A 23,020-nucleotide genomic window follows, 5' to 3' on the forward strand; every position below is an offset into this window, starting at 1 on the left:
TGTGAATGAGGCACAATGCGCGTCTGCCCTGCGAGGACGCCCCCATGACCACAGGCCCGATCCTCTCGCTGCGCCACTACCGTGACAGCCTGATCGCCCACAGCCACGAACACCCGCAACTGGTGTTCGGCCTCAGCGGCCGCCTGGAATTCGAGGTCCAGGGCCACGGTGCACGGGTAGATCGTCAGGCCCTGATGGTGGTGCCGGCGGGTGCGCACCACACCTGCTCCAGCGGTGCTGGCAGCGACTGCCTGGTGCTGGATGTGCCTGGGGAGCACTGGTTGCGCGAGCAACTGGGTGAGCATGCCGATGCCAGCCGCCGGCTGCTCGATCGCCCCGCGGCCTTGGGCCTGGACGCTCGCCAGCAGCAGTTGGTGGACTGGCTGGCGGCCAGCCCCATGGGCGACCCGCTGATCGCCCGCCAAGGTGCGGCGCTGCTGTTGGCCAGCCTTACCCCACCGGCAGCCGCCAGCATCAGGGCCAGCCAGCGCCTGCCTTATGCGGCGTTCGATGCGCATATCGAGCAACATGCTGCCTACCCGTTGCAGGTCGCCGACCTGGCGCGCCTGGCCGGGCTGTCCACTGCTCGCCTGCATGCACGCTTTATTGCCGAATGCGCGATGACGCCGATGGATTACATGCGCCAGCGGCGCTTGCTAAAGGCGCGGCAACTGGTGGAGCAGACGGTGCTGCCTATGGGGGAGATTGCGGCGCGGGTGGGGTACAGCTCGCAAAGTGCGTTTTCGGCGGCGATGTTGCGGGCGTTTGGCTGTACGCCCTTGGCGTTGCGGCGAGAGTCTGGCGATAACGGACGCTAGTTGGGCGACAGAACGGGTTTGCCTGAAGACCTACACTGTGCCTGCACTGGCCCTTTCGCGGGGCAAGCCCGCTCCCACATGCTTCGGGGGTTGCGCCGTACCTGTGGGAGCGGGCTTGCCCCGCGAAAGCGCCAGTACTGACATACTCTTGCTCAAGGACCACCATGAACCACCGCACAGCCCTAGGCGCCCTGCACATTGGCGCGCTGTTCTTCGGCCTTACCGGCGTCTTCGGCAAGCTGGCCGCCAGCGCCAGCCCGGCCATCATCGTTTTTGGCCGCGCCGCTTTTGCCGTCCTGGCCCTGGCCCTGTTCGCCAGTTTTGCCCGTCAAGGCTGGCACCGGCTCACTGGCCAGGATGTGCGCCGCCTGCTGCTCGGCGGCGTGCTGCTGGCGGGGCACTGGGTCAGCTTCTTCATCGCCGTCAAGGTGGGCGGCGTGGCCATCGCCACCTTGGGCTTCGCCAGCTTCCCAGCCTTTACCGTGATCCTCGAAGGCCTGCTGTTCCGCGAACGCATCCGCCGCAACGAAGCGGTGCTGGTGCTGCTGGTGAGCGTCGGCCTGGTGCTGGTCACACCGGCGTTCGACCTGGCCAGCGAGGCCACTGGCGGCCTGCTCTGGGCGTTGCTGTCAGGGCTGTTGTTCTCGTTGCTGTCGCTGACCAACCGCGCCGGCTCCGGCCGCTTGCCCGCCGTGCAGGCAGCACTGTGGCAAAACCTGGTGGTCAGCCTGTGCCTGTTGCCGTTCGCAGCGCCCGGGCTGGGCGCGGTGACGCCGATGGACTGGTTGTGGATCGCCCTGCTCGGCGTCTTCTGCACGGGGGTGGCCCACAGCCTGTTTGTCGCCAGCCTGGCCGTGATCAAGGCGCGCACGGCTGCCGTGGTGTTCGGCATGGAGCCGGTCTACGGCATCGCCGTGGCCTGGGCCGTGTTCGCCGAAACGCCCACCGTGCGCATGCTGATGGGTGGCGCGCTGATCATTTTCGCCATCGTGCTGTCCAGCCGCTTGGCCGCCGAACAACCCGTAAAGCCACGGCCGCTGGCCGAAGGCGCCTGATCAGCGATCGTTGTGGCCCAAGTCGCGCTGCGGGTCGATCTGGTCACGTACCCGCTGCTTGAGCACCTTGGCCTCCGGGAACCCACCGTCGGCCTTGCGCTCCCAAATCTGCACGCCATCACAGGTGATGCGGAAGATGCCACCGGTACCCGGCTCCAGCGCTACCCGACCAAGGTCGTCGGCAAAGGTGCTGAGCAGTTCCTGGGCCAGCCAGGCAGCGCGCAGCAGCCACTGGCACTGCGTGCAATACGTGATGACGATTTCAGGCTTGCTGATGGCCATTGCGAAGCATCTCCAGGTAAGGGGCCGCTTATACTAGCGGTCTTTTGCCCACGGTTTGAGACTCACGATGCGCCGTTTGCTGTTCTGTTTTTTGCTAATGCTGGTTGCTGCCACGGTCAATGCCGCCGAGCAGGTACGGCCCAAGGTTGGCCTGGTGCTTTCTGGCGGTGCGGCCCGGGGCCTGGCCCATATCGGCGTGCTCAAGGCTCTGGAAGAACAAGGCGTGCACATCGATGCCATCGCCGGCACCAGCATGGGGGCGGTGATCGGTGGCCTGTATGCCTCGGGGTACAGTGTGGAAGAACTGGAAAAGCTGGCCACTACCCTGGACTGGCAACAGGCCTTGTCGGATGCGCCACCGCGCAAGGACGTGCCGTTCCGGCGCAAGCAGGACGACCGTGATTTTCTGGTCAAGCAGAAGCTGAGCTTTCGCGACGACGGCAGCCTGGGCCTGCCGCTGGGCGTGATCCAGGGCCAGAACCTGGCGCTGCTGCTGGAAAGCAAGTTGGCCCATACCGCCGACACCCGCGATTTCGACAAACTGCCCATCCCCTTCCGGGCGGTGGCCACCGATATCGCCAGCGGCGAAAAGGTGGTGTTCCGCCGCGGCCACCTGCCCCAGGTGATCCGCGCCAGCATGTCGATCCCCGCAGTGTTCGCCCCGGTCGAGCTGGATGGCCGCTTGCTGGTGGATGGCGGCATGGTCGACAACATCCCGCTGGATGTGGCCCGCGACATGGGTGTGGACCTGGCCATCGTGGTCGACATCGGTACGCCGCTGCGTGACCGCAAGCAATTGGCCACGGTGGTCGATGTGCTGAACCAGTCGATCACCCTGATGACCCGGCGCAACTCTGAAGAACAATTGGCCAGCCTGCACCGCGACGACATCCTGATCCAGCCGACGCTGGCCGCGTTTGGCGTGACCGACTTCGGCCGCGCCCGCGAAATGATCGAAGCCGGCTACCGCGCCACCCGCCTGCTCGACCCGCGCCTGGCTGCGTTGCGCCAGCCCGAGGGTGACAGCAGCCTGGCCGTTGCCCGCTCGCCGCGTCAGCGCACGCCGGTGATCACTGCGATCCGGGTGGAAAACGATTCCAAAGTCAGCGACGACGTGATCCGCTCCTATATCCGCCAGCCGATCGATGCGCCCCTGGAGCTTGACCGCCTGCAGACCGACATGGGCACGCTGTATGGCCTGGACTACTTCGACCGGGTGCAATACCGCGTGGTGCACAAGGGCGCGGACAACACCTTGGTGATCAATGCCCGCGGCAGGCGCGGCGGCACTGACTACTTGCGCCTGGGCCTGAACCTGTCGGATGACCTGCGCGGCGACAGCGCCTTCAACCTCGGCGCCAGCTACCGGGTCAACGGCATCAACAGCCTGGGCGCCGAATGGCTGACCCGCGCCCAGATCGGCGACCAGCAAGAGCTTTACAGCGAATTCTATCAACCGCTAGACGTGGGCTCGCGCTACTTCGTCGCGCCCTACCTGGACATAGGCTCGCGCAACATCGAGGCGACCCTGGACAACGACCCGATCGCCGAGTACCGCCTGGAACGTTATGGTTTTGGCCTCAACCTCGGCCGGCAAATCGGCACCTATGGCGAAGTACGCCTTGGCGCGGGCAAGGCCTGGGGGGAAGCCGAAGTGCGTATCGGTGACCAGGACCTGCCCAAAGTTAGCTTCAATGAGGGGTTCTACGAGCTCAAGTACTCGTTCGACACCCTCGACAACGTGTACTTCCCGCACAGCGGCGAAGACATCGGCCTGACCCTGCGCAAGTACGACAAATCGCTCGACTCCGACCAAGACTACCGCCAGTGGCTATTCAACCTGGACAAGGCCATCAGCAGTGGCCCGAATACCTGGGTGCTGGGTGGGCGCTACGGGCGCACGCTGGATGATGCCGAGGTAGTGACCTCAAGCTTCGTGATGGGGGGCGCGCGGGAGCTGTCAGGGTTCCGCCAGGACTCGGTGTCGGGGCAGAACATCAGCTTGCTGCGCATGGTCTATTACCGCCGCCTGACGCCACGGGCCTACGTGCCGCTGGACTTCCCGCTGTACATCGGCGGCTCGCTGGAGCGTGGGCGGGCGTGGAACAACGACAATGAATTCGACAGTGGCTACATCAATGCAGCGAGTATCTTCCTGGGGCTGGAGACACCGTTGGGGCCGTTGAACCTGAGCTATGGGGCCAACAGTGCGCATGAGCAGGCGGTGTACCTGAACCTGGGGCATACCTTCTGAATCGATGGGGCCGTATTCGGCCCATTCGCGGGACAAGTCGGATCGCCGCACCGCCGCTCCCACAGCTACAGCGCTGCGCTATCACTGTGGGCTTATCCCGCGAATGGGCTGCAACGCAGCCCCCGAAATCAGGACTTTTCGAGGTTACCCAGAATCTTCGCATGTACCCGCATGCACACTTCCAGGTCTGCCTCATCCACCCCGGTGAACAGCTCTACCCGCAGCGCGTTGGCAATGGTCTCGATCTGTTCGATCAGCGGCTTGGCCGGTGGGCACAGCAAAATCTTCTTCGCCCGCCGGTCTTCAAGCACTGCCTGCCTACGCACCAAGCCCTGCGCCTCCAGGCTGTCGAGCAAGCGCGCCAGGGTCGGGCCTTCGACGCCCACACTCTGGGCCAGTTCTCGCTGGGTCGGTGCTTCTTCGAAACGGGCCAGGTGCAGCAACACCAGCCAGCGCGCCTGGGACAGGTTTAACCCGGCCAGGCGGCGGTCCAGCTCGGCACGCCAGCCCCGGGACATCTGGGCCAGCTGCATGCCGAAGCGGTGTTGGTTGTCGGTCAGGGGCATAAGCAACTCATTGAATAGATCTAATTATTAGGCAGCTAACCATGCCCCGGACCACGTGGCAAGGCTCGGGCGCTTGCCAGTGTTCGATAATCGTCAAAAAGCATGACAAAGGTCAGCAGTTGGCGGTTCTGGCCTCGAACCTGCCGACTGTTAAACGTCGAATTCCGCGGCCAATGCTGCGCGTATGCAATACAGCACCCCCTCCGGTACCCGTGGCCCAAACAAGGGCGCGATAGTCGACACCGGCGGCAGCTCGCCTTCGCCGTCGAGGAAGGCGTCCTGCACCTCCATCATCAGGTCTTCCGGCAGGTCGAGGGCCTGATCAAGGCTCAGTTCCTGGCGGCCGATGGCTTCGGCCAGCAGGCTGTAGACGTTCTTTTCGCTGCAATTGAGCTGGCCGGCGATCTGCGCGGGGGTCATGCCCGCGCGCGCCAGGCTGACCAACTCGTGGCGCAGGTCGAGGACCACCTTGGGCGCCTCCTCGGTGCCCCCGCTGTTGTTGAGCACCTCCAGGAAGGCCTGGCCGTAGCGCTCCAGCTTGCGCGCACCCACGCCGCTGACCTGGGCCATGTCGCTGAGGCTGGCGGGCTGACTGCGCAGCATTTCGAGCAGCGTCGAATCGGGGAAGATGACGTAAGGCGGCACGCTGTGCTCCTCGGCCAACTTGCGCCGCAGGGTACGCAGCGCCTCCCACAGCTCGCGCTCTTCGGTACGCACCAACTGGCTGGCCGGGCTGCCGCCGCTGCCAGCGCTCTTGGCCACCGTCTGCGGCTTGAGGTCGCGGCGCAGTTGCAAGGTCACCTCGCCGCGCAACAACGGCCGGCAGCTGTCGGAAAGGCGCAGGCCCCCGTAGCCTTCGAGGTCGATATCCACCAGGCCGCGCGCGACCAACTGGCGGAACAACGAACGCCACTCGACCTCGGCCAGCGACTTGCCGACACCGAACACCGAAAGCTTCTCGTGGCCGAAATTGCGCACTTTCTCGGTGTCCTTGCCCAGCAACACGTCCACCAGGTGCCCGACACCATAGCGCTGGCCGGTACGGAATACGGCCGACAGCGCCTGGCGAGCAGGTTCGGTGGCGTCCCAGGTCTGCACTTGGTCGATGCAGTTGTCGCAATGCCCGCAGGGCTGCTCCAGGGTTTCGTCGAAGTAGGCCAGCAACGACTGGCGGCGGCAGCGGGTTTCTTCACACAGGGCCAGCATGGCGTCGAGCTTGTGCTGCTCGACGCGCTTGTGGCGCTCGTCGCCCTCGGAGTTCTGCAGCATCTGCTTGAGCATCACCATGTCCTGCAGGCCGTAGGCCATCCAGGCATCGGACGGCAAGCCATCACGGCCGGCACGGCCGGTCTCCTGGTAATAGGCCTCGAGCGACTTGGGCAGGTCGAGGTGGGCGACAAAGCGTACGTTGGGCTTGTCGATGCCCATGCCGAAGGCAATGGTGGCGACCATGATCAAGCCTTCCTCGTTGAGGAAGCGGTGCTGGTTGGCGGATCGCGTTTCGGCAGCCAGGCCGGCGTGATACGGCAGCGCCGGGAAGCCCTGGTCGCAGAGGAAGGCAGCGGTCTCGTCGACCTTCTTGCGCGACAGGCAGTAGACGATGCCTGCGTTGCCGCGACGCTCGCCGAGGAAGGCCATCAGCTGCTTGCGTGGCGCCTCCTTGGGCACGATGCGGTAGAAGATGTTGGGCCGGTCGAAACTGGAAAGAAAACGCTCGGCGCCCTGCAGGTGCAGGCGCTGGACGATCTCTTCGCGGGTGCGCATGTCGGCGGTAGCGGTCAGGGCGATGCGCGGCACATGCGGGAACAGCTCGGCCAGTTGGCCCAACTGCAGGTATTCCGGACGGAAGTCGTGGCCCCATTGCGACACGCAATGGGCCTCGTCGATGGCGAACAGCGAGATGTCCAGGTCGCGCAGGAAGTCGAGCATGCGCGGCTGAACCAGACGCTCAGGCGCCAGGTACAGCATCTTCAGCTCACCGCGGCGCATGCGCCCAGCCAGCTCACGTTGCTGCTCGGCGCTCAGCGTCGAGTTGAGTGCGGCCGCAGCCACGCCAAGCTCGTCGAGCGTGGCGACCTGGTCGTCCATCAACGCAATCAGCGGCGAAACCACCACGGTCAGGCCTGGGCGCAGCAGCCCCGGCACTTGGAAACACAGCGACTTGCCGCCGCCGGTGGGCATCAGTACCAGCGCATCGCCGCCGTTGGCCACGCATTCGATGATTGCTGCCTGGCGCCCACGGAAACTGTCGTAGCCGAAGATATCCTTGAGAACGCGCTGAGCCTGTTCGAGCATGTGCAACTCCACAAATCGCCGTACCATCCTGGAGACAGGCTGGACGAAAAACCCGCCCCGCACACGCCGAATGCGTAAGCGGTTTTTACCAGACGGCCGACAAAGACCGCCCCTGGATGAAAAATCGCGGATTATACCCCAGTGCTAACCCACGCAGGGTGCCGCTGTGACAGACGTTCCCTTTGCCCCGCCAACGCTGCAAGGTGCTAGAATTCGGTATCGTTTATTCCCCAAGGTAGCCCTGTAATGTCCTTCGCCGAGCAACTCACCCGCCTGCAAGCCTTCCTCGACGCCGACGAGCTGCACGAAGAAGCGCTGGACTACGTCGCCGCTCACGGCTACCTCACGGCCCTGTCGATCAATGCCGAGGACGTACCCGAGCGCGAGTGGATCGACGCCCTGTTCGCCGAAGAACCCCACTACGCCAGCGATGCCCAGCGCACCGAGATCGAAGCGACCCTGGTGGCACTGAAGGCGCACATCGCTCGCCAACTGGCCAGCGACGAAGAATTCGACCTGCCGTGCGACCTGGACTTGACCGAAGAGCCGGACGATTCCGACCTGCGCGGTTGGTGCATCGGCTTCATGGAGGGCGTGTTCCTGCGTGAAGAGGCCTGGTTCGAAAACGCTGAAGAAGAAGTCAGCGAGATGCTGCTGCCAATCATGGTCGGTTCGGGCCTGTTCGACGAGCAGCCAGAGTTCGCCGACATCGCCAGCAATGCCAACCTCCAGGACGACATGATCGTGCAGATCCCGGAAGCACTCAGCGCGCTGTTCCTGCTGCTGCACGCCCCTGATGAGAAGCCGGCGCTGCTCAAGCCTCGCCACCACTGAGTCGGCTGTGCGCTACCTGCTGCTGGCCGTCGGCTGGCTCAGCGTTGCGCTGGGGGTGCTGGGGATATTCCTGCCGGTGTTGCCCACCACCCCTTTTCTGCTATTGGCGGCGGCGTGTTTCGCGCGCAGCTCGCCTCGCTTTCACCACTGGCTGGTCCATCACCCGAAGCTCGGGCCGTGGATCCGTGATTACCTCAGTGGCGACGGCATACCGCTAAAAGGCAAGGTCTACGCCATAGGCCTGATGTGGGCCAGCATTGGCCTGTCGTGCTACCTGGTACCGCTGTTCTGGGCTAGAGCATTCATGCTCACCAGCGCGGTGCTGGTCAGTCTCTATATCCTCAAGCAAAAGACCCTGCGCAAGCAGTGATCAACGCTGCGTGCGCCAGTAATCGCACCCTCTTGGTGAACACATAGCGGGCCTAAACCCTCTAGCGTCATTTTTTTGTCGCCAAATATCTATTTCGCCTATCCAGCCTTTTTTTTAGCTGCAAAAGTTCTGGAACTCGCTGTAAACCTTGAAAAACGAGACTTTCAGCCGCTTTGATTTCGGTCGACCTTAAGCGTCTCCCGCGCCCTCTTAGACCTGATAAGTCAAATATCGGTATGTTTTATGAGAAAATCTTCTTATCACTTTGATTGAATGTTCTTAGCTCTGTTGTTAAAAACCTGAAACGATTTGCATGATAACTATATCGTCATTTTTTTGGCGACCAGCAGGACTTATTTTAGGATCAGGGAGAGGTACCCATGCGCGTTTTGACCCCCATCACCAGTGCATTACTGTTGGCAATGGCGTGTGCCAACGTACAGGCGATGTCGATTACCGAGGCTGTTCAGAGCGCCGTGGACTACCATCCGCAGATCAGCTCCAACCGCAACAGCAAGCTGTCTGCCGATGAAGACGTGAAATTCGCGCGTGGCGGCTACTACCCTTCCGTTGACCTGGTCGCAGGCTATGGCCGCCAGCGTTCGGACAACCTCAATACCCGCGGCACCAACCCCGACGGTACGCGCAACCATGACAAGGCCACCCTCAGCTACACCCAGTCAGAGCTGCGCCTGCGGCAAATGCTGTTCGACGGTTTTAACACCTCGAACGAAGTAGGCCGCACCGAAGCGGTCGCCACCTCCCGCGCCTACTACACCCAGGCGGTCGCCCAGGATGTTGCCCTGCGCGCTGTGGAGGTTTACCTCGAAGTGCTCAAGCGCCGTGAGCTGGTGACGCTGGCCAAGAACAACCTGCAAGCCCACCTGCGGGTAAACGACCAGATCGGCCTGCGCACCGAGCGCGGCGTCGGCAGCACCGCCGACCTCGATCAGTCCCGCGCCCGCCGTGCCTTGGCGGAGAACAACCTGGACACCGCCGAAGTCGACTTGGCCGATGCCGAGGCCAACTTCTTCAGCGTCATCGGCAAACACCCCGATGAACTGGAGGGGCCGCAATCGATCAAGGTTGAAATTCCTGGCACCCTCGACGATGCCCGGGAAGGCATGCGCCAGAACAACCCTTACATCAAGTCCGCCCAGGCCGATGTCAATGCGGCCGAGCGGCAGTACGAAGTGGCCAAGTCGACCTTCTACCCACGCCTGGACGCTGTGCTGGCCACGGGTGCCAACAACAACCTTGGCGGTGAGAAGGGTCACAGCAACAACGATTGGCAGGCCGGTGTCGAGCTGAACTACAACGTGTTCCGCGGCGGCAGCGACAAGGCCCGCCTGCAGTCCGATGCCCACAAGATCAACCAGGCCCTGGACATCCGCAACAACGCCCTGCGCGAGCTGACCGAGAACCTGAGCCTGGCCTGGAACGCCATGAACAACGCGCGCAAGCAGACCCCAACTGCGCGTGAATACGCCGAAACCACCAAGCGCGTACGCGCGGCTTACCAGGATCAGTTCGGCCTTGGCCAACGTACCCTGCTCGACGTGCTCGACAGTGAGAACGAGCTGTACAACGCCGACCGTCGTTACACCGAAGTGCGTTACACCGAGGAATTCTCGATGTACCGCGTGTTGGCAACCATGGGTGAACTGTTGAGCAAGCAGCGTATTTCGCTGCCGCCAGAAGCCATCGCCAGCAATGAGGTGAAGACCGACGCACAGCTGCCAGAGATGCGTTGATCAACAGTCGGGGCAACCCGACTGTTGGCTGATACACCTTACGTGTAGGAGCAGCCTTGCGCTGCGAAGAGGCCGGTGAAAACAGCCAAGATTAACTACGTTTTCACCGGCCTCTTCGCAGCGCAAGGCTGCTCCTACACGTTTATGGGGTGCCGTGATTGCGCTGGAACGTCTCGGTACCCATGGCCTTGATCTGCCCCTCGATCAGGGCTTCGAACGGTTTGAGCAATGCATCGAACCGGGCTGGCTGCTCCAGCACATTCAGCGCCTCCACCACCGCCTCGAGGGTCGACAATGCCCCCGGCTCCGGCGCCTTGCGCAACCGGTAGCGCGAAGGCGCGACCGCCCCCAGCGTCACACGCGGCAAGGCCTCCAGCAACGGATTCAGGTACAGCAGCTTGCGTGCCTTGCGCCAGGTACCGTCGGGCACGATCAACAGCAAGGGCCTGTCATCCCCCTCACCATAAGCCGTCAGCACCTGGGCATGCTCACCCGGGAACAGCAGCGCCGGCCGGTAGCCAGGTGTCTGCAGCAATTCAACGAGGTCGTCGAACACCTCGCCAACGCGCAATTCGGCATTGACCAGGCCAAGGGCGGCCAGGCGGGCGGTATTCAGGGCGTGCGCGCTTTCACTGGGGTGCTGCAGCAGAACCACGCGGGTGCGGCTGTCGAGCGAGGGTATCAGTGGGCAAAGGCAGTGGTCGAGCGGGCGCTGGCAGCGCTCGCAGCGGGGTCTGGGCATCGGCTTCTCCTTACCGGGCGCAGTGTGCCATAGCCCTGCAGAAAAGCCCCACTTCCTTGTGGGATACGCTGAATGTCAGCGGTTGAAACGCTCCGCCAAGCTATGCAGATACTCCGCCATACGCTCCAGGTCCTGGCTGATTTCCGCCCCTTGCCTGGCCTGCCCGGCGCTCTGATCACACAGCTGTGCAATCCTCACAATCTGCTGGTTGATATCCTCGGCAACATGGCTTTGCTGCTCAGAAGCCGTCGCCATCTGCTGGCTCATGCCGGTAATCCGGCTGACCGCCTGGGCGATACCGGTCAACGCCGCTTGCACCGCTTCGACACTGTGTACGCTGTCGCGTGAAATCTGCTCGCCGCGGCTGGCCGTGCTCACCGCCCGCTCTGCCCCTGCCCGTAACGAGGCGATGATCTGATGGATCTCCTCGGTCGAGGCACGGGTGCGCTGGGCCAAAGAGCGGACCTCATCGGCCACCACGGCAAATCCGCGCCCCTGCTCCCCGGCGCGGGCTGCCTCGATGGCGGCATTGAGCGCCAGCAGGTTGGTTTGCTCGGCAATCGAGGTGATTGTATCGACCACGCTACCGATCGACTGCGTCTGCTCGGCCAACGCGTTGACCGCCTGGCCGATGTCGTTGACCGCATCGCTCATGCTGCCCATGGCCTTGAGACTCTGCTGGGCCAACTCACTGCCTTGCTGCGCCAACTGGTCGGCATCGCCTGCCGCATGAGCGGTGCTTTGCACGTTGTGGGTGACCTCCTGGATAGTCGCCGCCATCTGCGCGATGGCCGTGGCGGACTGGTCGGTTTCGTTGCGCTGGCGGTCAAGCATCTGGGCCTGGGCGTCGGACAGGTCAGCCGACTGCGCCGCCCGCGACTTCACCCCGACGCCGGCGTCCACCAGGCGGGTCAAGGCGGTTTGCAAGCGGGCCTCTTCGCTGATGATGGCCATGTCCAATTGGCCCTGCAGGCCCAGGTTGTCGCTGTAGGTCAACGCCACCAACGGGCTGGTGAAGGCTTTCGGGTGCTCACCAAGTGTGCGCCGAATGGCCTGGCTGTGGTGATGCTCGACCAAGTACCAGGCCAGCAACAGGCTGGCCATCAGCACCCCCAGCGCCGCGTAGGGCGGCAGCCACAGGTAGCTTGCCGCCGACAGCAGGCCCGCGCCGATCAGTGGCCAGCCGTGCGCCAATTCATGCCCTAGCCGCGCCGCCCAAGACACCGGCGAACGGCCAGCACGCAAGCGCGCGTAAAGCGCTTCGGCACGGCGAATCTGCTCGCGCGTCGGCACTGAACGCACCGACTCATAGCCACTGACCCTGCCCTGCTCATACACCGGGGTGACGTAAGCGCTGACCCAGTAGTAATCGCCGTTTTTGGCGCGGTTCTTGACCACGCCCATCCAGGGTTTGCCTTGCTTGATGGTGTCCCACATGTGCCCGAACACCGCCGGAGGCATGTCGGGATGACGCACCAGGTTGTGGGTCTGGCCGACCAGTTCGTCGTAGGTAAAACCGCTGATCGCCACAAAGGCGTCATTGCAGTAGGTGATGCGGCTATTGAGGTCCGTCGTGGAGATCAGGCGTTGATCGCTGGAGAAGGTTCTTTCGTGCTCAGTGACGGGCAAATTCATGCGCATCTTGGGCGATCCTTGCAGGATGAAATAGGGAGGAATCATCAGCGCAAGTTGATGTTTAGCAGAGCGCTATCAGGTTAGCGGTCATGTTCTGTAGGAATTGAGCCCGTCCCGACGGAATGCATGGACAGGCTGTGTATCAGCCCACGTTGAGCTGGCTTTTAAGCAGGTCGCGGAACGTCTGAATCAACGGCTCGCGGCTGCGACCACGGCGAATGATCAACGAAAAGGGTGCTTGATAACCGAAGGTAGACGGCGACAACACCCGTAGATCGCCCTTCTCCACCCAAGCTTGGGCGTAATGCTCTGGCAGGTAGCCAATGTAGGCACCCGAAAGAATCAGGATCAGCTGCGCCTCCATGCTTTCCACCGTCGCCGCACTGTGCTTGAAGCCATGCCGGGCCAGCTCTGCCTGGCTCCAGTAGCCGCGCCCGACCATGCGCTGCTGGGTCACCACCTGCTCAGGGATGCGCCGCTCGTTAAACAACGGATGGCGGCTGCTGCAGTACAGCCAGTGCTGCTCACGGTACAGCGGCTGGTAAACCAGGCCGCTCATGCGCGAAGAGAACGCCCCGATGGCCAGGTCGAGGCGGTTGTCCTGTACGCCCAATTGCAGTTCGTACGGGCTGGACACCGACAGGTGCAAGTGCACCGCCGGGTGCTCCTGGCTGTAAGCACCGATGGCTTCGGCCAGGGGCAGTGCGCGGTCGCCCACGGTGGAGTCGATCACGCCCAGGTTGAGCGTGCCGCGCAGTTCACCCTTGAGGGCCGCGGCATATTGCTCAAAGCCATCCAGCTCGGCCAGCAGGCGCAGGCTCTCCTGATGAAACAGCTCGCCTTTGCTGGTGAGGCTGAAACCGCCGCGACCACGGTGACACAGCACAATCCCCAACCCGCCCTCCAGCTGGCTCATGTAGGTGCTAATGGCTGACGTCGACAGGTTCAAATCGCGCTGGGCGTTAGCGAAGCCCTGGTGACGCACCACGCTGACGAAGATGCGCAGGAGTTTCAGATCGGGCAGGGTCGAGCTCATGGTGCAACGGTTCCGCAACAGTAAATGCGTGAAGTCTAACCGGTTGCGCGGGCATTAGTTCAGAAATTCCTGAAGTAAGTATTTGCCGGTAGCGATTCTTCCTACGCACTACCTTGCGCAAACTCGGCCGAAATGTCCTGCCCGCCGGCACAACCAGACTACACAGGCGCGCCGCGGCACAGGTTCGAACAAACACAACAATCGACCGACTGATGAGGCCCACCGTGGACAAGACTCTCCACCAACCACTGGGCGGCAACGAAATGCCGCGTTTCGGCGGCATCGCCACCATGCTCCGTCTCCCCCACCTGCAAAGCGCCGCCGGCCTGGATGCCGCATTCATCGGTGTGCCCCTGGACATCGGCACTTCGCTGCGCTCCGGCACCCGCTTCGGCCCGCGTCAGATCCGCGCCGAGTCGGTGATGATCCGCCCGTACAACATGGCCACCGGGGCTGCGCCATTCGACTCGCTGTCGGTGGCCGACATCGGTGACGTGGCCATCAACACCTTCAACCTGCTCGATGCCGTGCGCATCATCGAAGAAGCCTACGACGAAATCGTCGAGCACAACGTTATCCCGATGACCCTGGGCGGCGACCACACCATCACCCTGCCGATCCTGCGCGCCCTGCATAAAAAGCACGGCAAGATCGGCCTGGTGCACATCGATGCCCACGCCGACGTCAACGACCACATGTTCGGCGAGAAGATCGCCCACGGCACTACCTTCCGCCGCGCCGTGGAAGAGGGCCTGCTTGACTGTGACCGCGTGGTGCAGATCGGCCTGCGCGCCCAGGGCTACACCGCCGACGACTTCAACTGGAGCCGTCGCCAGGGCTTCCGCGTGGTGCAGGCCGAGGAATGCTGGCACAAATCGCTGGAACCGCTGATGGCCGAAGTCCGTGAAAAAGTCGGCGGCGGCCCGGTTTACCTGTCGTTCGACATCGACGGTATCGACCCCGCTTGGGCCCCTGGCACCGGCACGCCTGAAATTGGAGGCTTGACCACGATCCAAGCGATGGAGATCATTCGCGGCTGCCACGGCCTGGACCTGATCGGCTGTGACCTCGTCGAAGTCTCCCCGCCTTACGACACCACCGGCAACACCTCGCTGCTCGGCGCCAACCTGCTGTTCGAGATGCTCTGCGTGCTGCCGGGCGTCGTGCGTCGCTGATCCTGGCGATACCACGGCACCGCTTGACTGCAATACCCCGGCAGGAGCCATGAGGGAGGGCCACTGAGGCCCGCCAACACAAGACTAGACCGCCGGGTGGCGCTAAGCCCGTGCGGTCGATCTCGCCATAATAAAGATAATCGGGAGACCCCCAATGGCCTTGGACATCATCGTTGTAATGATCTATACCGCCGGCATGCTCGGGCTTGGCTGGTATGGCATGCGTCGGGCAAAAACCCAGGAAGACTACCTGGTGGCCGGACGCAACCTCGGCCCGACCCTGTACATGGGCACCATGGCCACTACCGTACTCGGCGGCGCCTCCACCGTCGGCACTGTGCGCCTGGGCTATGTCTACGGCATTTCTGGCTTCTGGCTGTGCGCAGCCCTGGGCCTGGGCATCATCGCCCTCAACTTGTTCCTCGCCAAACCGCTGCTGCGCCTGCGCATCTATACCGTGACCCAGGTCCTGGAGCGGCGCTACAACCCGATGGCCCGCCAGGCCAGCGCGGCGATCATGCTGGCGTACGCGCTGATGATCGGCGTTACCTCGACCCTGGCCATGGCGACCGTGCTGCAAGTGCTGCTCGAGTTGCCGTTCTGGATGTCGCTGATGCTCGGCGGTGGCGTGGTGGTGCTGTACTCGACCATCGGTGGCATGTGGTCGCTGACCCTGACCGACATCGTCCAGTTCGTCATCAAGACCGTCGGCCTGATGTTCATCCTGTTGCCGGTGTGCCTGTACAAGGCCGGTGGCTGGGACACCCTGGTGGCCAAACTGCCTGCGGCCAGCTTCCAGCTGACCACCATCGGTTGGGACACCATCATCACCTACTTCCTGATCTACTTCTTCGGCATCCTCATCGGCCAAGACATCTGGCAGCGCGTATTCACTGCCCGTGACGAGAAGGTCTGCCAACGTGCCGGTACTACCGCAGGTGTCTACTGCGTGGTGTACGGCCTGGCCTGCGCCCTGATCGGCATGGCCGCGCACGTGCTGATGCCCGACCTGGCCAACCCAAACAATGCCTTTGCGGAGATGATCAAGAGCACCCTGCCCGATGGCATTCGTGGCCTGCTGATGGCGGCGGCCCTGGCGGCCATGATGTCGACTGCCAGCGCCGGCCTGCTGGCTGCGTCCACCACCCTGACTGAAGACCTGCTGCCCAAGCTGCGTGGCGGCAAGCAGTCGAGCCTGGCCATCAGCCGCCTGTTCACCCTGCTGACCGGCCTGGTGGTACTGGGTATCGCCTTGGTGGTGAACGATGTGATCAACGCCCTGACCCTGGCCTACAACCTGCTGGTCGGCGGCATGCTGATTCCGCTGATCGGTGCGATCTTCTGGAAACGCGCAACCACCGCAGGCGCCATCGCCAGCATGTCGCTGGGCTTCGCTACTGCGCTGCTGTTCATGTTCAAGGACGGGCTGGAAGCCAACACGCCGATCTACTACAGCCTGGCAGTTGGCCTGGTGAGCTTTGTGGCGGTCAGCCTGATGTCGCGCAAATCGATGGCAGCAGTCAAACTGGCCTGATACGCGCTAGGCAATACAGACGATCCACCGCAACAAAAAGGCCGCCGCATCAGCAATGATGCGGCGGCCTTTGTCATTTCAGCGACGGCGCGGTTGGCGCTTGCGCTGCTCTTCATCAGTCGGGATCGGCACCGGCTGCAAGGGGGGTGGAATCAACCCCAGTGCGACAGCCAAGTCGTGGAGCCAGTTGAACAGTGGTTTCTTCATAGTGCCCCCTTGACGGGTCAGCCTCACGGTCAATCAATCCAGTGATGTTTCATACAGATCATAGCCCGATGTCCTGTATTGCGCATGCATCTGGTCTTAGAGATAAGGGCCATTTTGACGCGGATCAAGCCTGAACGGCGCATTCCGACGATTGGTTAATCGTTTCGCTTTGTTGCAGATCGATCCAGGCCTGCAAATTTGCCCCGCGCATGCCCTGGCGCCACATCAACCAGGTCACCGCCTGATCGAAAGGTGCCTGCAGCCGGTGGACCCGCACCCGGTCGCGCCCAGGCAGGCTGTCGAGCATGGACTGCGCCATCATGGCCACACCTGCGCCGGCAATCACACAGGCCAGCATGCTCTGGTACGACTCGATCTCCATCACCCGCCCCATCGGTGTATGGGCGTGGGCGTACCAGGCCTCCAGGCGCATTCGGTACGAGCAGCCTTGGCGGAAAGTGAACACCGCTTTGCCTGCCACGTCTTTTGCCGTGTGCACGGGCGGGTGTTCGGGGCTGGTGATCAACACCAGCTGTTCCTCGCACAGCGGCACACCGTCCAGCCCGGCCAGGCTCGGTGGGCCATCCACCAAGGCTGCGTCCAGGCCATGGCTGAGCAAGCCCTCGAACAGCTCACCGCTGGGCGCTGCACGCACCTGCAGGTTCACCGCCGGGTACGCCTGGTGATAACGCGCCAGCAACGCCGGCAGGTGGGTGGCTGCGGTGCTGTACATGGTGCCCAGCACAAACTCCCCGGCCGGCTGGCCACCTTGCACGGCCGCCATCGCCTCATCACGCAGCGCCGACAAGCGATTGGCATAGTCCAGCAGCACCTTGCCCGCCGGCGACAATTGCAGCCGCTGGCGCTCGCGCAGAAACAGCTCCACGCCCAATTGCTCTTCGAGCTGGCGCAGGCGCGTTGACAGGTTCGACGGCACCCGATGCAGGCGCTCGGCGGCGCGTGTGACCGAACCTTCCTCGGCGACCGCCTGGAAGATGCGCAGTTGGCTGAACTCCATACCATTCTCCAAAACAGAACAACTTCATCATCATTATTCAATTTTAATGAAAATAAAACCGGCCTAACCTGCCATCTATCGCTTATCAACGTGCAGGAGCCCTTCCATGTCGCCCCGTATACAACTGCTGGCCAGCGCCGTAGCGCTGATGATGGCCATGGGCATCGGCCGCTTCGCCCTGACCCCTCAACTGCCGCAACTGATCGCCGAAGGCCAGTTCGACCTCACGGCCGCCGGGCTGGTCGCGGCGGCCAATTACCTGGGTTACTTCATCGGTGCGGTGGATGGCATGTTCGCTCGCAAACCTGCCCAGGTACGCCTGCGCCTGCAAGGTGGCCTGTGGCTGTGCGTGCTGTTGACCTTGGCCTCGTGGGCCGCCGATGGCTTCTGGAGCCACTTGCTGTTGCGCTTCGGCACCGGCGTGGCCAGCGCCTGGGTATTGGTGATGATCACCAGCCTCAGCCAGCAAGTTGCCAATGCACACCATCAACCCCGCTTGGGCGCTTTGGTGTTTGCCGGGCCGGGCCTGGGGATCGCCGTTACCGGGCTGCTGGCACTGGTGGCGCATGGGCTGGGGCTGGGTTCGGCGGCGCTGTGGCTGATCTACGCGGTGGCGGCGCTGATGATGCTGTTGGCCGTACGGGCCTGGTTGCCCCAGGCGCAAGCGCAAACGGCGCACCCGGCCACTGCGCAGCCCGGTAGGGCAGGCAATGCCGGGATTGCGCGTCTTGGGATGGTCTATGCCTTGTACGGCGTCGGTTACATCCTGCCGGCCACCTTCTTGTCACAGATGGCCAACCAGCAGTTTCACGGCCAGTGGATGGCTGACCTGTTCTGGCCGGCCTTTGGCCTGGCAGCCGCGCTGGGCGTACTGCTGGTGAGCGTGCGCCGGGCCGGCAGGACCTCTGCCTGGCTGACCGCCACCCTGTGGCTACAAGGGCTCGGCGTGTTGGCATGCCTGATGGGCGGAGGCCTTGGCCTGGGGTTGGGTGTGGTGCTGTGCGGCGCGCCGTTCCTGGCCTGCATGCAACTGGTGATGCAGCGTTCGCGGGAGCTGGCGCCGCACGCGACGCAGCGTAATGCCGGGCTGCTCACGGCGTGCTTTGCGCTCGGGCAACTCAGCGGGCCGTTGTTGGCGGCAGTCAGCAACCACTACACGGGGAGCCTGGAATTGGCATTGTTGCTGGCCGCGAGCGGGTTGGCAGTGGCCGGGGTGTTGGTGCTGACTGCAGCCCATGCCAACGCCAGCTGCCTGGCGGCCCCTTCAACCACTGCGCAATCCGTGTAGGAGCAGCCTTGTGCTGCGAAGAGGCCAGTCGCAGCAACGTAGATGCTCGCTGCTGCTACTGGCCTCTTCGCAGCGCAAGGCTGCTCCTACAGGGGTTTCGGTTGACGGTCAGTGACGCACTGGGCAGCGGCTGTTACCCCACCCATTTGCGCAATTGCTGCTTCACCCAAGGCTCGGCGCTCACCAGCACTACGCCAAGCAACACCATCACCGCACCAAGCACAAAGTTCACGCTCAGCGGCTCATCCAGCAGCAGCACGCCGAACGTGACGCCGAACAGCGGCGTGATGAACGAAAACACCGCGAGGTTCGACGCCAGGTATTTGCGCAATAACCAGAACCAGGTCAGGTAGCTGACAAACGACACCACGATCCCTTGGAACAGCACACTGCCCACCGCCAAAGGCGTCAGCGACACCGCGCCGATCTGGCCGCTGAGCAAGGCAATCAGCAGTAGCCCGGCAAAGCCCACCGCCAACTGATAGAACAGGGTCAAGGTCGCCGGCGCTTCCGAAAGCCGGGAACAGCGCACCACCACCGTCGTCGCACCCCAGGCCAGCCCCGCCACAACGCCAAAGGCATCGCCCAGCAACGTGCGGCTGTCCATTTCTTCAAACGACATGCCACCGGCAAACGCGGTGGCGATCCCACCGAAGGCCAGCAAGATCCCCAACCACTGCAGCAGCCGCAGCCGCTCACTGGGCAGCATGAAGTGCAGGCCCAACGCCGTGAAAACGGGTGCCGTGTAGAGGAAGACCGACATGTGCGCTGCCGACGTCAGCTTCAACCCTTCAGCGATGAACAGGAATTCGACACCAAACAACCCGCCCGCCAACAGCCCGGCGCGCCAAGTGCTGCCAACCTGCTCCCAACCACCGCGCCAGCAGATCATCAGGCCCACCAGCACAGCGGCGATGCAGTTGCGCAGGGCGGCCTGCATGACCGGAGCGATGTCGACGGCAGCCGTCTTGATCAACACTTGCTGGCAGCCCCAGATCAGGCACAACCCAAGCATGACCTGGAAAGCGAAGGCGTCGGGGTTCTTCCGGGCCGCGCTCATCGGCGGGCCTTTGGGGTAGTCATTGGCATGGGATCAGCTCGGCAGTCTTCAAAGACTGCCGATTATCGGGTTTACAGGCCCACCCGTGCCACCCTCAAAACGACCTCAAGCAATCTGTGCCTTCGATGACACCTGCTCAAAGGTCGCTTCATCCAGCGCATCGGCTTGTTCATCCAAGACCTGACGCGGGTGCTCGAAGCCCGGGATGCTGCTGTCGATCAGGCTCAACAGGCGCGAGCCGCGTTCGCTGAGGACAAAGTTTTCGCCGTTGCCCCCCTCTTCATCAGGCCGACTTTCGATGAAGCCTCGCTCGAACAACAGTTTTTCGTATTCGCAGGCCCGGGTCTTCAAGTGGTCCAGATCGCCTATCGGCTGGCCTTTGGCGGCTAGCGCCGCGGCGTGCTGCTCGGCGTAGGGGCGTGGCGTAAAGCTGTGACCGGCGCTGTTCTGCACTTCATGCAGCAAGCGTTCGATCAAGTCCCAGTCGTAGGTGGTGCTCATGGCGGCAGGCTCCTGCTGTGGACGGAAGGGGTACACAGGTTGGGACCTACCTGCGGCGGGTCGTGTTCAGAAAAAACAGAAACCATTTGATGCGCTAGCCCAGTGTGATTTATAAACTACATTCACCCAATGAAGAAGATCGAATCCAGCAGTTTCAGACATTGGGTGCATGGGCTCCGGGACGAAATGGCGCGTATCCGGATCATTGCTCGTATTAACCGTTTGATGGAGGGCCTGTCTGGTGACGTCTCAGCAGTTGGCCACGGCGTGAGTGAACTCCGAATTCACCATGGTCCGGGCTACCGGGTGTACTTTCACCAAGCAGGCGATACGTTGGTAATACTGCTTTGCGGCGGGGACAAGAGCAGCCAGCGGCGGGACATCAAAGCGGCTCACGAAATCCTGCGTTCCTGGAGGATGCAAAATGACTGAAACATTTTTTGAGTTCGATGCGGCCGATTACCTGACCACTCCGCAAGCCATCGCTCAATTCATGTCCGATGCGCTGGAAACGGGTGATGCCAGCTACGTGGCCAAAGCCGTTGGCGTAGTGGCTCGTGCAAAAGGGATGAGCGATCTGGCGAAAGAAACCGGCTTGTCTCGTGAGCAACTTTACCGATCGTTCAGCGAACACGGCAATCCGACCCTTAAATCGTTCCTCGCAGTCATGAAGGCGTTGGGCATAGACATGACGGCAAAACCTCACCTTGCACACTAACAATGTTGATTATCTTGCACCTGCGGGTTATCGAGCCCGCCGGTCGTCGAGGCTGAACTTCAAGGGATGTACCGCCCTCCACCAGGCATAGCCAATGCCGGAGGTATAAAGGATGAAATCGCTGCTGCGCATCACCTGTGCAACCGCCTTGCTCTGCGCCCTGCCCGCTTGGGCCTGCACGCCGGAGGAGGCCACTCAGAAGCGCGAAGAACTGGCCGGGCTGGTCAGCCAGCTGACCGAACAGAACCCGCAGAAGGCCAAGGAGATCAACGATGAGCTCCAGGGTATGGAGCTGGGGACGGCGAGCAAGGACCTGCCAGACAAGTGCCAGCTGATCGATACACGAATCAAGGAATTGAAGACAGCAGAGAAAAAAGCGGAGTGACGCAGAGGCGGTAAAGGCCCTATCGCCGGCAAGGCGGCGATAGGGCTGCAGACGGCTTACTCAGCTGCTGGCGTGCGCTTTTTCAGCGGCGCCATGCCGTCGGAGCTGGCCAGTGGCGCGTTGGCCTTTGGCTTGGCGGTCGGCTTGCGCTTAGCGCCAGCCTTCTTGTCACCCGACTTCTTCTCGACCTTTTTCTTCTTGGTACCGGCAGCCTTGCCCGAAGCCTTGACCTTTTTCGGCCCGTTGTAGGTGCCTTTGACTTCTTTGATCACCCGGCGCTCGAACTGCTGCTTGAGGTAGCGTTCGACGCTCGACATCAAGTTCCAGTCGTTGTGGGTGATCAACGAGATCGCCAGGCCCTCGCCCCCCGCACGGCCGGTACGGCCAATACGGTGCACGTACTCGTCACCGCTGCGTGGCATGTCGAAGTTGATCACCAGGTCCAGGCCGTCGATGTCAAGGCCACGGGCGGCAACGTCGGTTGCCACCAGCACGTTGGAGCTGCCCTGCTTGAAGCGTTCAATGGCCAGCTTGCGGTCTTTCTGGTCCTTCTCACCGTGCAGGACGAAGGCCTTCACGTCCTTGGCCACCAGGTGGCCATAGATACGGTCGGCCAGGGCACGGGTGTTGGTGAAGATGATCGCCTTCTGGTAGGTCTCGTTTTCCAGCAACCACTGGACGATCTTCTCTTTGTGCTGGTCGTGGTCAGCCATGATGATCTGCTGACGGGTGCCTTCGGCCAGCTGCGAGACGCTGTTGAGCATCAGGTGCTCAGGGTCTTTCAACACCTTGCCGATGATGTCGCGCAGGGCCGCGCCGCCTGTGGTGGCGGAGAACAGCAGGGTCTGCTCACGGTTCTCACACTCCTTGCACAGGCGCTCCATGTCTTCGGCAAAGCCCATGTCGAGCATACGGTCGGCTTCATCGAGGATCATGACCTTGACGTGGGACAGGTCCAGGTTGCCGGCGTTGAGTTGCTCGAGCAGGCGGCCCGGGGTGCCGATCAGCACGTCCGGCACCTTGCGCAGCATGGCGGCCTGTTCCTTGAAGTCCTCACCGCCGGTAACCAGGCCGGCCTTGATGTAGGTGAACTGGGAGAACAGTTGCACCTGCTTGAGGGTCTGTTGCGCCAGCTCGCGGGTAGGCAGCAGGATCAGCGCACGGATTTCCACGCGCGGGCCGCTCAGGTCGACCAGGCGATTGAGCATTGGCAGGACGAATGCCGCGGTCTTGCCGCTGCCAGTCTGCGCGGTCACACGCAGGTCACGCCCTTGCAGGGCCAGGGGGATGGCCGCTGCCTGCACCGGGGTCGGCTCGACAAATTTAAGCTCGGCCACGGCTTTAAGCAGGCGTTCGTGCAGGGCGAATTGGGAAAACACGGAGGTAACCTCAGGCAAGTGCGGGAAATTCAGTTGCATAGGGTAACGTTTTCTGCCGCCGTAGCCGAATTTCTTTTGGCAACTTTATCGGCATCCGCGCTCTAATGGCGCTTC

At 62.6% G+C, this 23,020-nt stretch carries 23 protein-coding genes; 12 read left to right on the forward strand and 11 right to left on the reverse strand.

Going from position 1 to position 23,020, the window contains the following annotated elements:
- Nucleotides 1-44 precede the first annotated feature (44 nt).
- Both LOY53_RS19500 and LOY53_RS19505 read left to right on the forward strand, forming a co-directional pair.
- Nucleotides 45-818 (forward strand): AraC family transcriptional regulator, encoded by a 774-nt coding sequence (locus LOY53_RS19500; protein ID WP_085272476.1) that lies wholly within the window; start codon nt 45-47, stop codon nt 816-818.
- A 164-nt stretch (nt 819-982) separates the two neighbouring features.
- Complete coding sequence (locus LOY53_RS19505; RefSeq protein ID WP_258703153.1) at nt 983-1,873, forward strand: DMT family transporter; 891 nt, start codon at nt 983-985, stop codon at nt 1,871-1,873.
- Here the strand turns inward: LOY53_RS19505 and LOY53_RS19510 are convergent, their stop codons facing one another.
- Nucleotides 1,874-2,155, reverse strand: coding sequence for a SelT/SelW/SelH family protein (locus tag LOY53_RS19510; RefSeq protein ID WP_027593117.1), 282 nt, complete (start codon nt 2,153-2,155; stop codon nt 1,874-1,876).
- Nucleotides 2,156-2,222: 67 nt separating this feature from the next.
- Between LOY53_RS19510 and LOY53_RS19515 the strand changes: the two genes are divergently transcribed.
- Nucleotides 2,223-4,409 (forward strand): patatin-like phospholipase family protein, encoded by a 2,187-nt coding sequence (locus LOY53_RS19515; RefSeq protein ID WP_027593118.1) that lies wholly within the window; start codon nt 2,223-2,225, stop codon nt 4,407-4,409.
- Between the two features lie 128 nt (nt 4,410-4,537).
- Here LOY53_RS19515 and LOY53_RS19520 read toward each other — a convergent pair whose 3' ends face one another.
- Nucleotides 4,538-4,975 carry a MarR family transcriptional regulator gene (locus tag LOY53_RS19520; protein ID WP_027593119.1) on the reverse strand — a complete coding sequence of 146 codons (438 nt, stop codon included), beginning with the start codon at nt 4,973-4,975 and terminating at the stop codon, nt 4,538-4,540.
- Nucleotides 4,976-5,125: 150 nt separating this feature from the next.
- Nucleotides 5,126-7,270 (reverse strand): DNA helicase RecQ, encoded by a 2,145-nt coding sequence (gene recQ / locus LOY53_RS19525; protein WP_252825338.1) that lies wholly within the window; start codon nt 7,268-7,270, stop codon nt 5,126-5,128.
- Nucleotides 7,271-7,516: 246 nt separating this feature from the next.
- Between recQ and LOY53_RS19530 the strand changes: the two genes are divergently transcribed.
- The 3 genes from LOY53_RS19530 to LOY53_RS19540 all read left to right on the forward strand — a co-directional run bounded on the left by LOY53_RS19530 (nt 7,517) and on the right by LOY53_RS19540 (nt 10,228).
- Complete coding sequence (locus LOY53_RS19530; RefSeq protein WP_252825340.1) at nt 7,517-8,104, forward strand: YecA family protein; 588 nt, start codon at nt 7,517-7,519, stop codon at nt 8,102-8,104.
- A gap of 7 nt (nt 8,105-8,111) precedes the next feature.
- The gene (locus tag LOY53_RS19535; RefSeq protein ID WP_258703154.1) at nt 8,112-8,474 is read left to right on the forward strand and encodes a YbaN family protein; all 363 of its coding nucleotides are present in this window, start codon (nt 8,112-8,114) and stop codon (nt 8,472-8,474) included.
- A gap of 380 nt (nt 8,475-8,854) precedes the next feature.
- A complete protein-coding gene (locus LOY53_RS19540) occupies nt 8,855-10,228 on the forward strand; it encodes a TolC family outer membrane protein (RefSeq protein WP_027593123.1) in 1,374 nt (457 codons plus the stop codon).
- Between the two features lie 142 nt (nt 10,229-10,370).
- Here LOY53_RS19540 and LOY53_RS19545 read toward each other — a convergent pair whose 3' ends face one another.
- The 3 genes from LOY53_RS19545 to LOY53_RS19555 all read right to left on the reverse strand — a co-directional run bounded on the left by LOY53_RS19545 (nt 10,371) and on the right by LOY53_RS19555 (nt 13,641).
- Entirely contained in the window at nt 10,371-10,970 is a 600-nt protein-coding gene (locus tag LOY53_RS19545; RefSeq protein WP_258703155.1) for a tRNA-uridine aminocarboxypropyltransferase, read from the reverse strand.
- A 75-nt stretch (nt 10,971-11,045) separates the two neighbouring features.
- The gene (locus tag LOY53_RS19550) at nt 11,046-12,611 is read right to left on the reverse strand and encodes a PAS domain-containing methyl-accepting chemotaxis protein (protein WP_252825345.1); all 1,566 of its coding nucleotides are present in this window, start codon (nt 12,609-12,611) and stop codon (nt 11,046-11,048) included.
- 136 nt (nt 12,612-12,747) lie between these two features.
- A complete protein-coding gene (locus tag LOY53_RS19555) occupies nt 12,748-13,641 on the reverse strand; it encodes a LysR family transcriptional regulator (RefSeq protein WP_099454998.1) in 894 nt (297 codons plus the stop codon).
- A 224-nt stretch (nt 13,642-13,865) separates the two neighbouring features.
- Here LOY53_RS19555 and speB point away from each other — a divergent pair, with 224 nt between their 5' ends.
- Together speB and LOY53_RS19565 are read left to right on the forward strand one after the other, a co-directional pair.
- On the forward strand, nt 13,866-14,816 hold the full coding sequence (gene speB, locus LOY53_RS19560) for an agmatinase (protein WP_027593127.1): 951 nt from the start codon (nt 13,866-13,868) through the stop codon (nt 14,814-14,816).
- Between the two features lie 154 nt (nt 14,817-14,970).
- Nucleotides 14,971-16,350: a sodium:solute symporter gene (locus LOY53_RS19565; protein ID WP_252825346.1), complete on the forward strand. Its 1,380-nt coding sequence runs from the start codon at nt 14,971-14,973 to the stop codon at nt 16,348-16,350.
- A gap of 78 nt (nt 16,351-16,428) precedes the next feature.
- Here LOY53_RS19565 and LOY53_RS19570 read toward each other — a convergent pair whose 3' ends face one another.
- On the reverse strand, nt 16,429-16,557 hold the full coding sequence (locus tag LOY53_RS19570) for a PA1414 family protein (RefSeq protein ID WP_256214945.1): 129 nt from the start codon (nt 16,555-16,557) through the stop codon (nt 16,429-16,431).
- A gap of 124 nt (nt 16,558-16,681) precedes the next feature.
- A complete protein-coding gene (gene ptrR / locus LOY53_RS19575) occupies nt 16,682-17,575 on the reverse strand; it encodes a putrescine utilization regulator PtrR (protein ID WP_027593129.1) in 894 nt (297 codons plus the stop codon).
- Between the two features lie 106 nt (nt 17,576-17,681).
- Between ptrR and LOY53_RS19580 the strand changes: the two genes are divergently transcribed.
- Nucleotides 17,682-18,863, forward strand: a complete 1,182-nt coding sequence (locus tag LOY53_RS19580) for an MFS transporter (protein ID WP_258703156.1) — start codon at nt 17,682-17,684, stop codon at nt 18,861-18,863.
- A gap of 133 nt (nt 18,864-18,996) precedes the next feature.
- Here the strand turns inward: LOY53_RS19580 and LOY53_RS19585 are convergent, their stop codons facing one another.
- Entirely contained in the window at nt 18,997-19,923 is a 927-nt protein-coding gene (locus LOY53_RS19585; RefSeq protein WP_099430143.1) for a DMT family transporter, read from the reverse strand.
- A gap of 105 nt (nt 19,924-20,028) precedes the next feature.
- Complete coding sequence (locus LOY53_RS19590; RefSeq protein WP_027593132.1) at nt 20,029-20,424, reverse strand: hypothetical protein; 396 nt, start codon at nt 20,422-20,424, stop codon at nt 20,029-20,031.
- 129 nt (nt 20,425-20,553) lie between these two features.
- Between LOY53_RS19590 and LOY53_RS19595 the strand changes: the two genes are divergently transcribed.
- The 3 genes from LOY53_RS19595 (at nt 20,554) to LOY53_RS19605 (ending at nt 21,527) form a co-directional block, all read left to right on the forward strand.
- The gene (locus tag LOY53_RS19595) at nt 20,554-20,856 is read left to right on the forward strand and encodes a type II toxin-antitoxin system RelE/ParE family toxin (RefSeq protein WP_252825351.1); all 303 of its coding nucleotides are present in this window, start codon (nt 20,554-20,556) and stop codon (nt 20,854-20,856) included.
- On the forward strand, nt 20,849-21,142 hold the full coding sequence (locus tag LOY53_RS19600; protein ID WP_027593133.1) for an addiction module antidote protein: 294 nt from the start codon (nt 20,849-20,851) through the stop codon (nt 21,140-21,142). The genes LOY53_RS19595 and LOY53_RS19600 overlap by 8 nt, the downstream gene beginning before the upstream one ends.
- 112 nt (nt 21,143-21,254) lie before the next feature.
- Entirely contained in the window at nt 21,255-21,527 is a 273-nt protein-coding gene (locus tag LOY53_RS19605) for a hypothetical protein (protein ID WP_099455003.1), read from the forward strand.
- A gap of 56 nt (nt 21,528-21,583) precedes the next feature.
- Here the strand turns inward: LOY53_RS19605 and LOY53_RS19610 are convergent, their stop codons facing one another.
- Nucleotides 21,584-22,945, reverse strand: coding sequence for a DEAD/DEAH box helicase (locus LOY53_RS19610; RefSeq protein ID WP_027593135.1), 1,362 nt, complete (start codon nt 22,943-22,945; stop codon nt 21,584-21,586).
- Nucleotides 22,946-23,020: the final 75 nt, after the last annotated feature.

The sequence above is a fragment of the Pseudomonas sp. B21-031 genome (assembly GCF_024748985.1).
Classification (GTDB): domain Bacteria; phylum Pseudomonadota; class Gammaproteobacteria; order Pseudomonadales; family Pseudomonadaceae; genus Aquipseudomonas; species Aquipseudomonas kermanshahensis.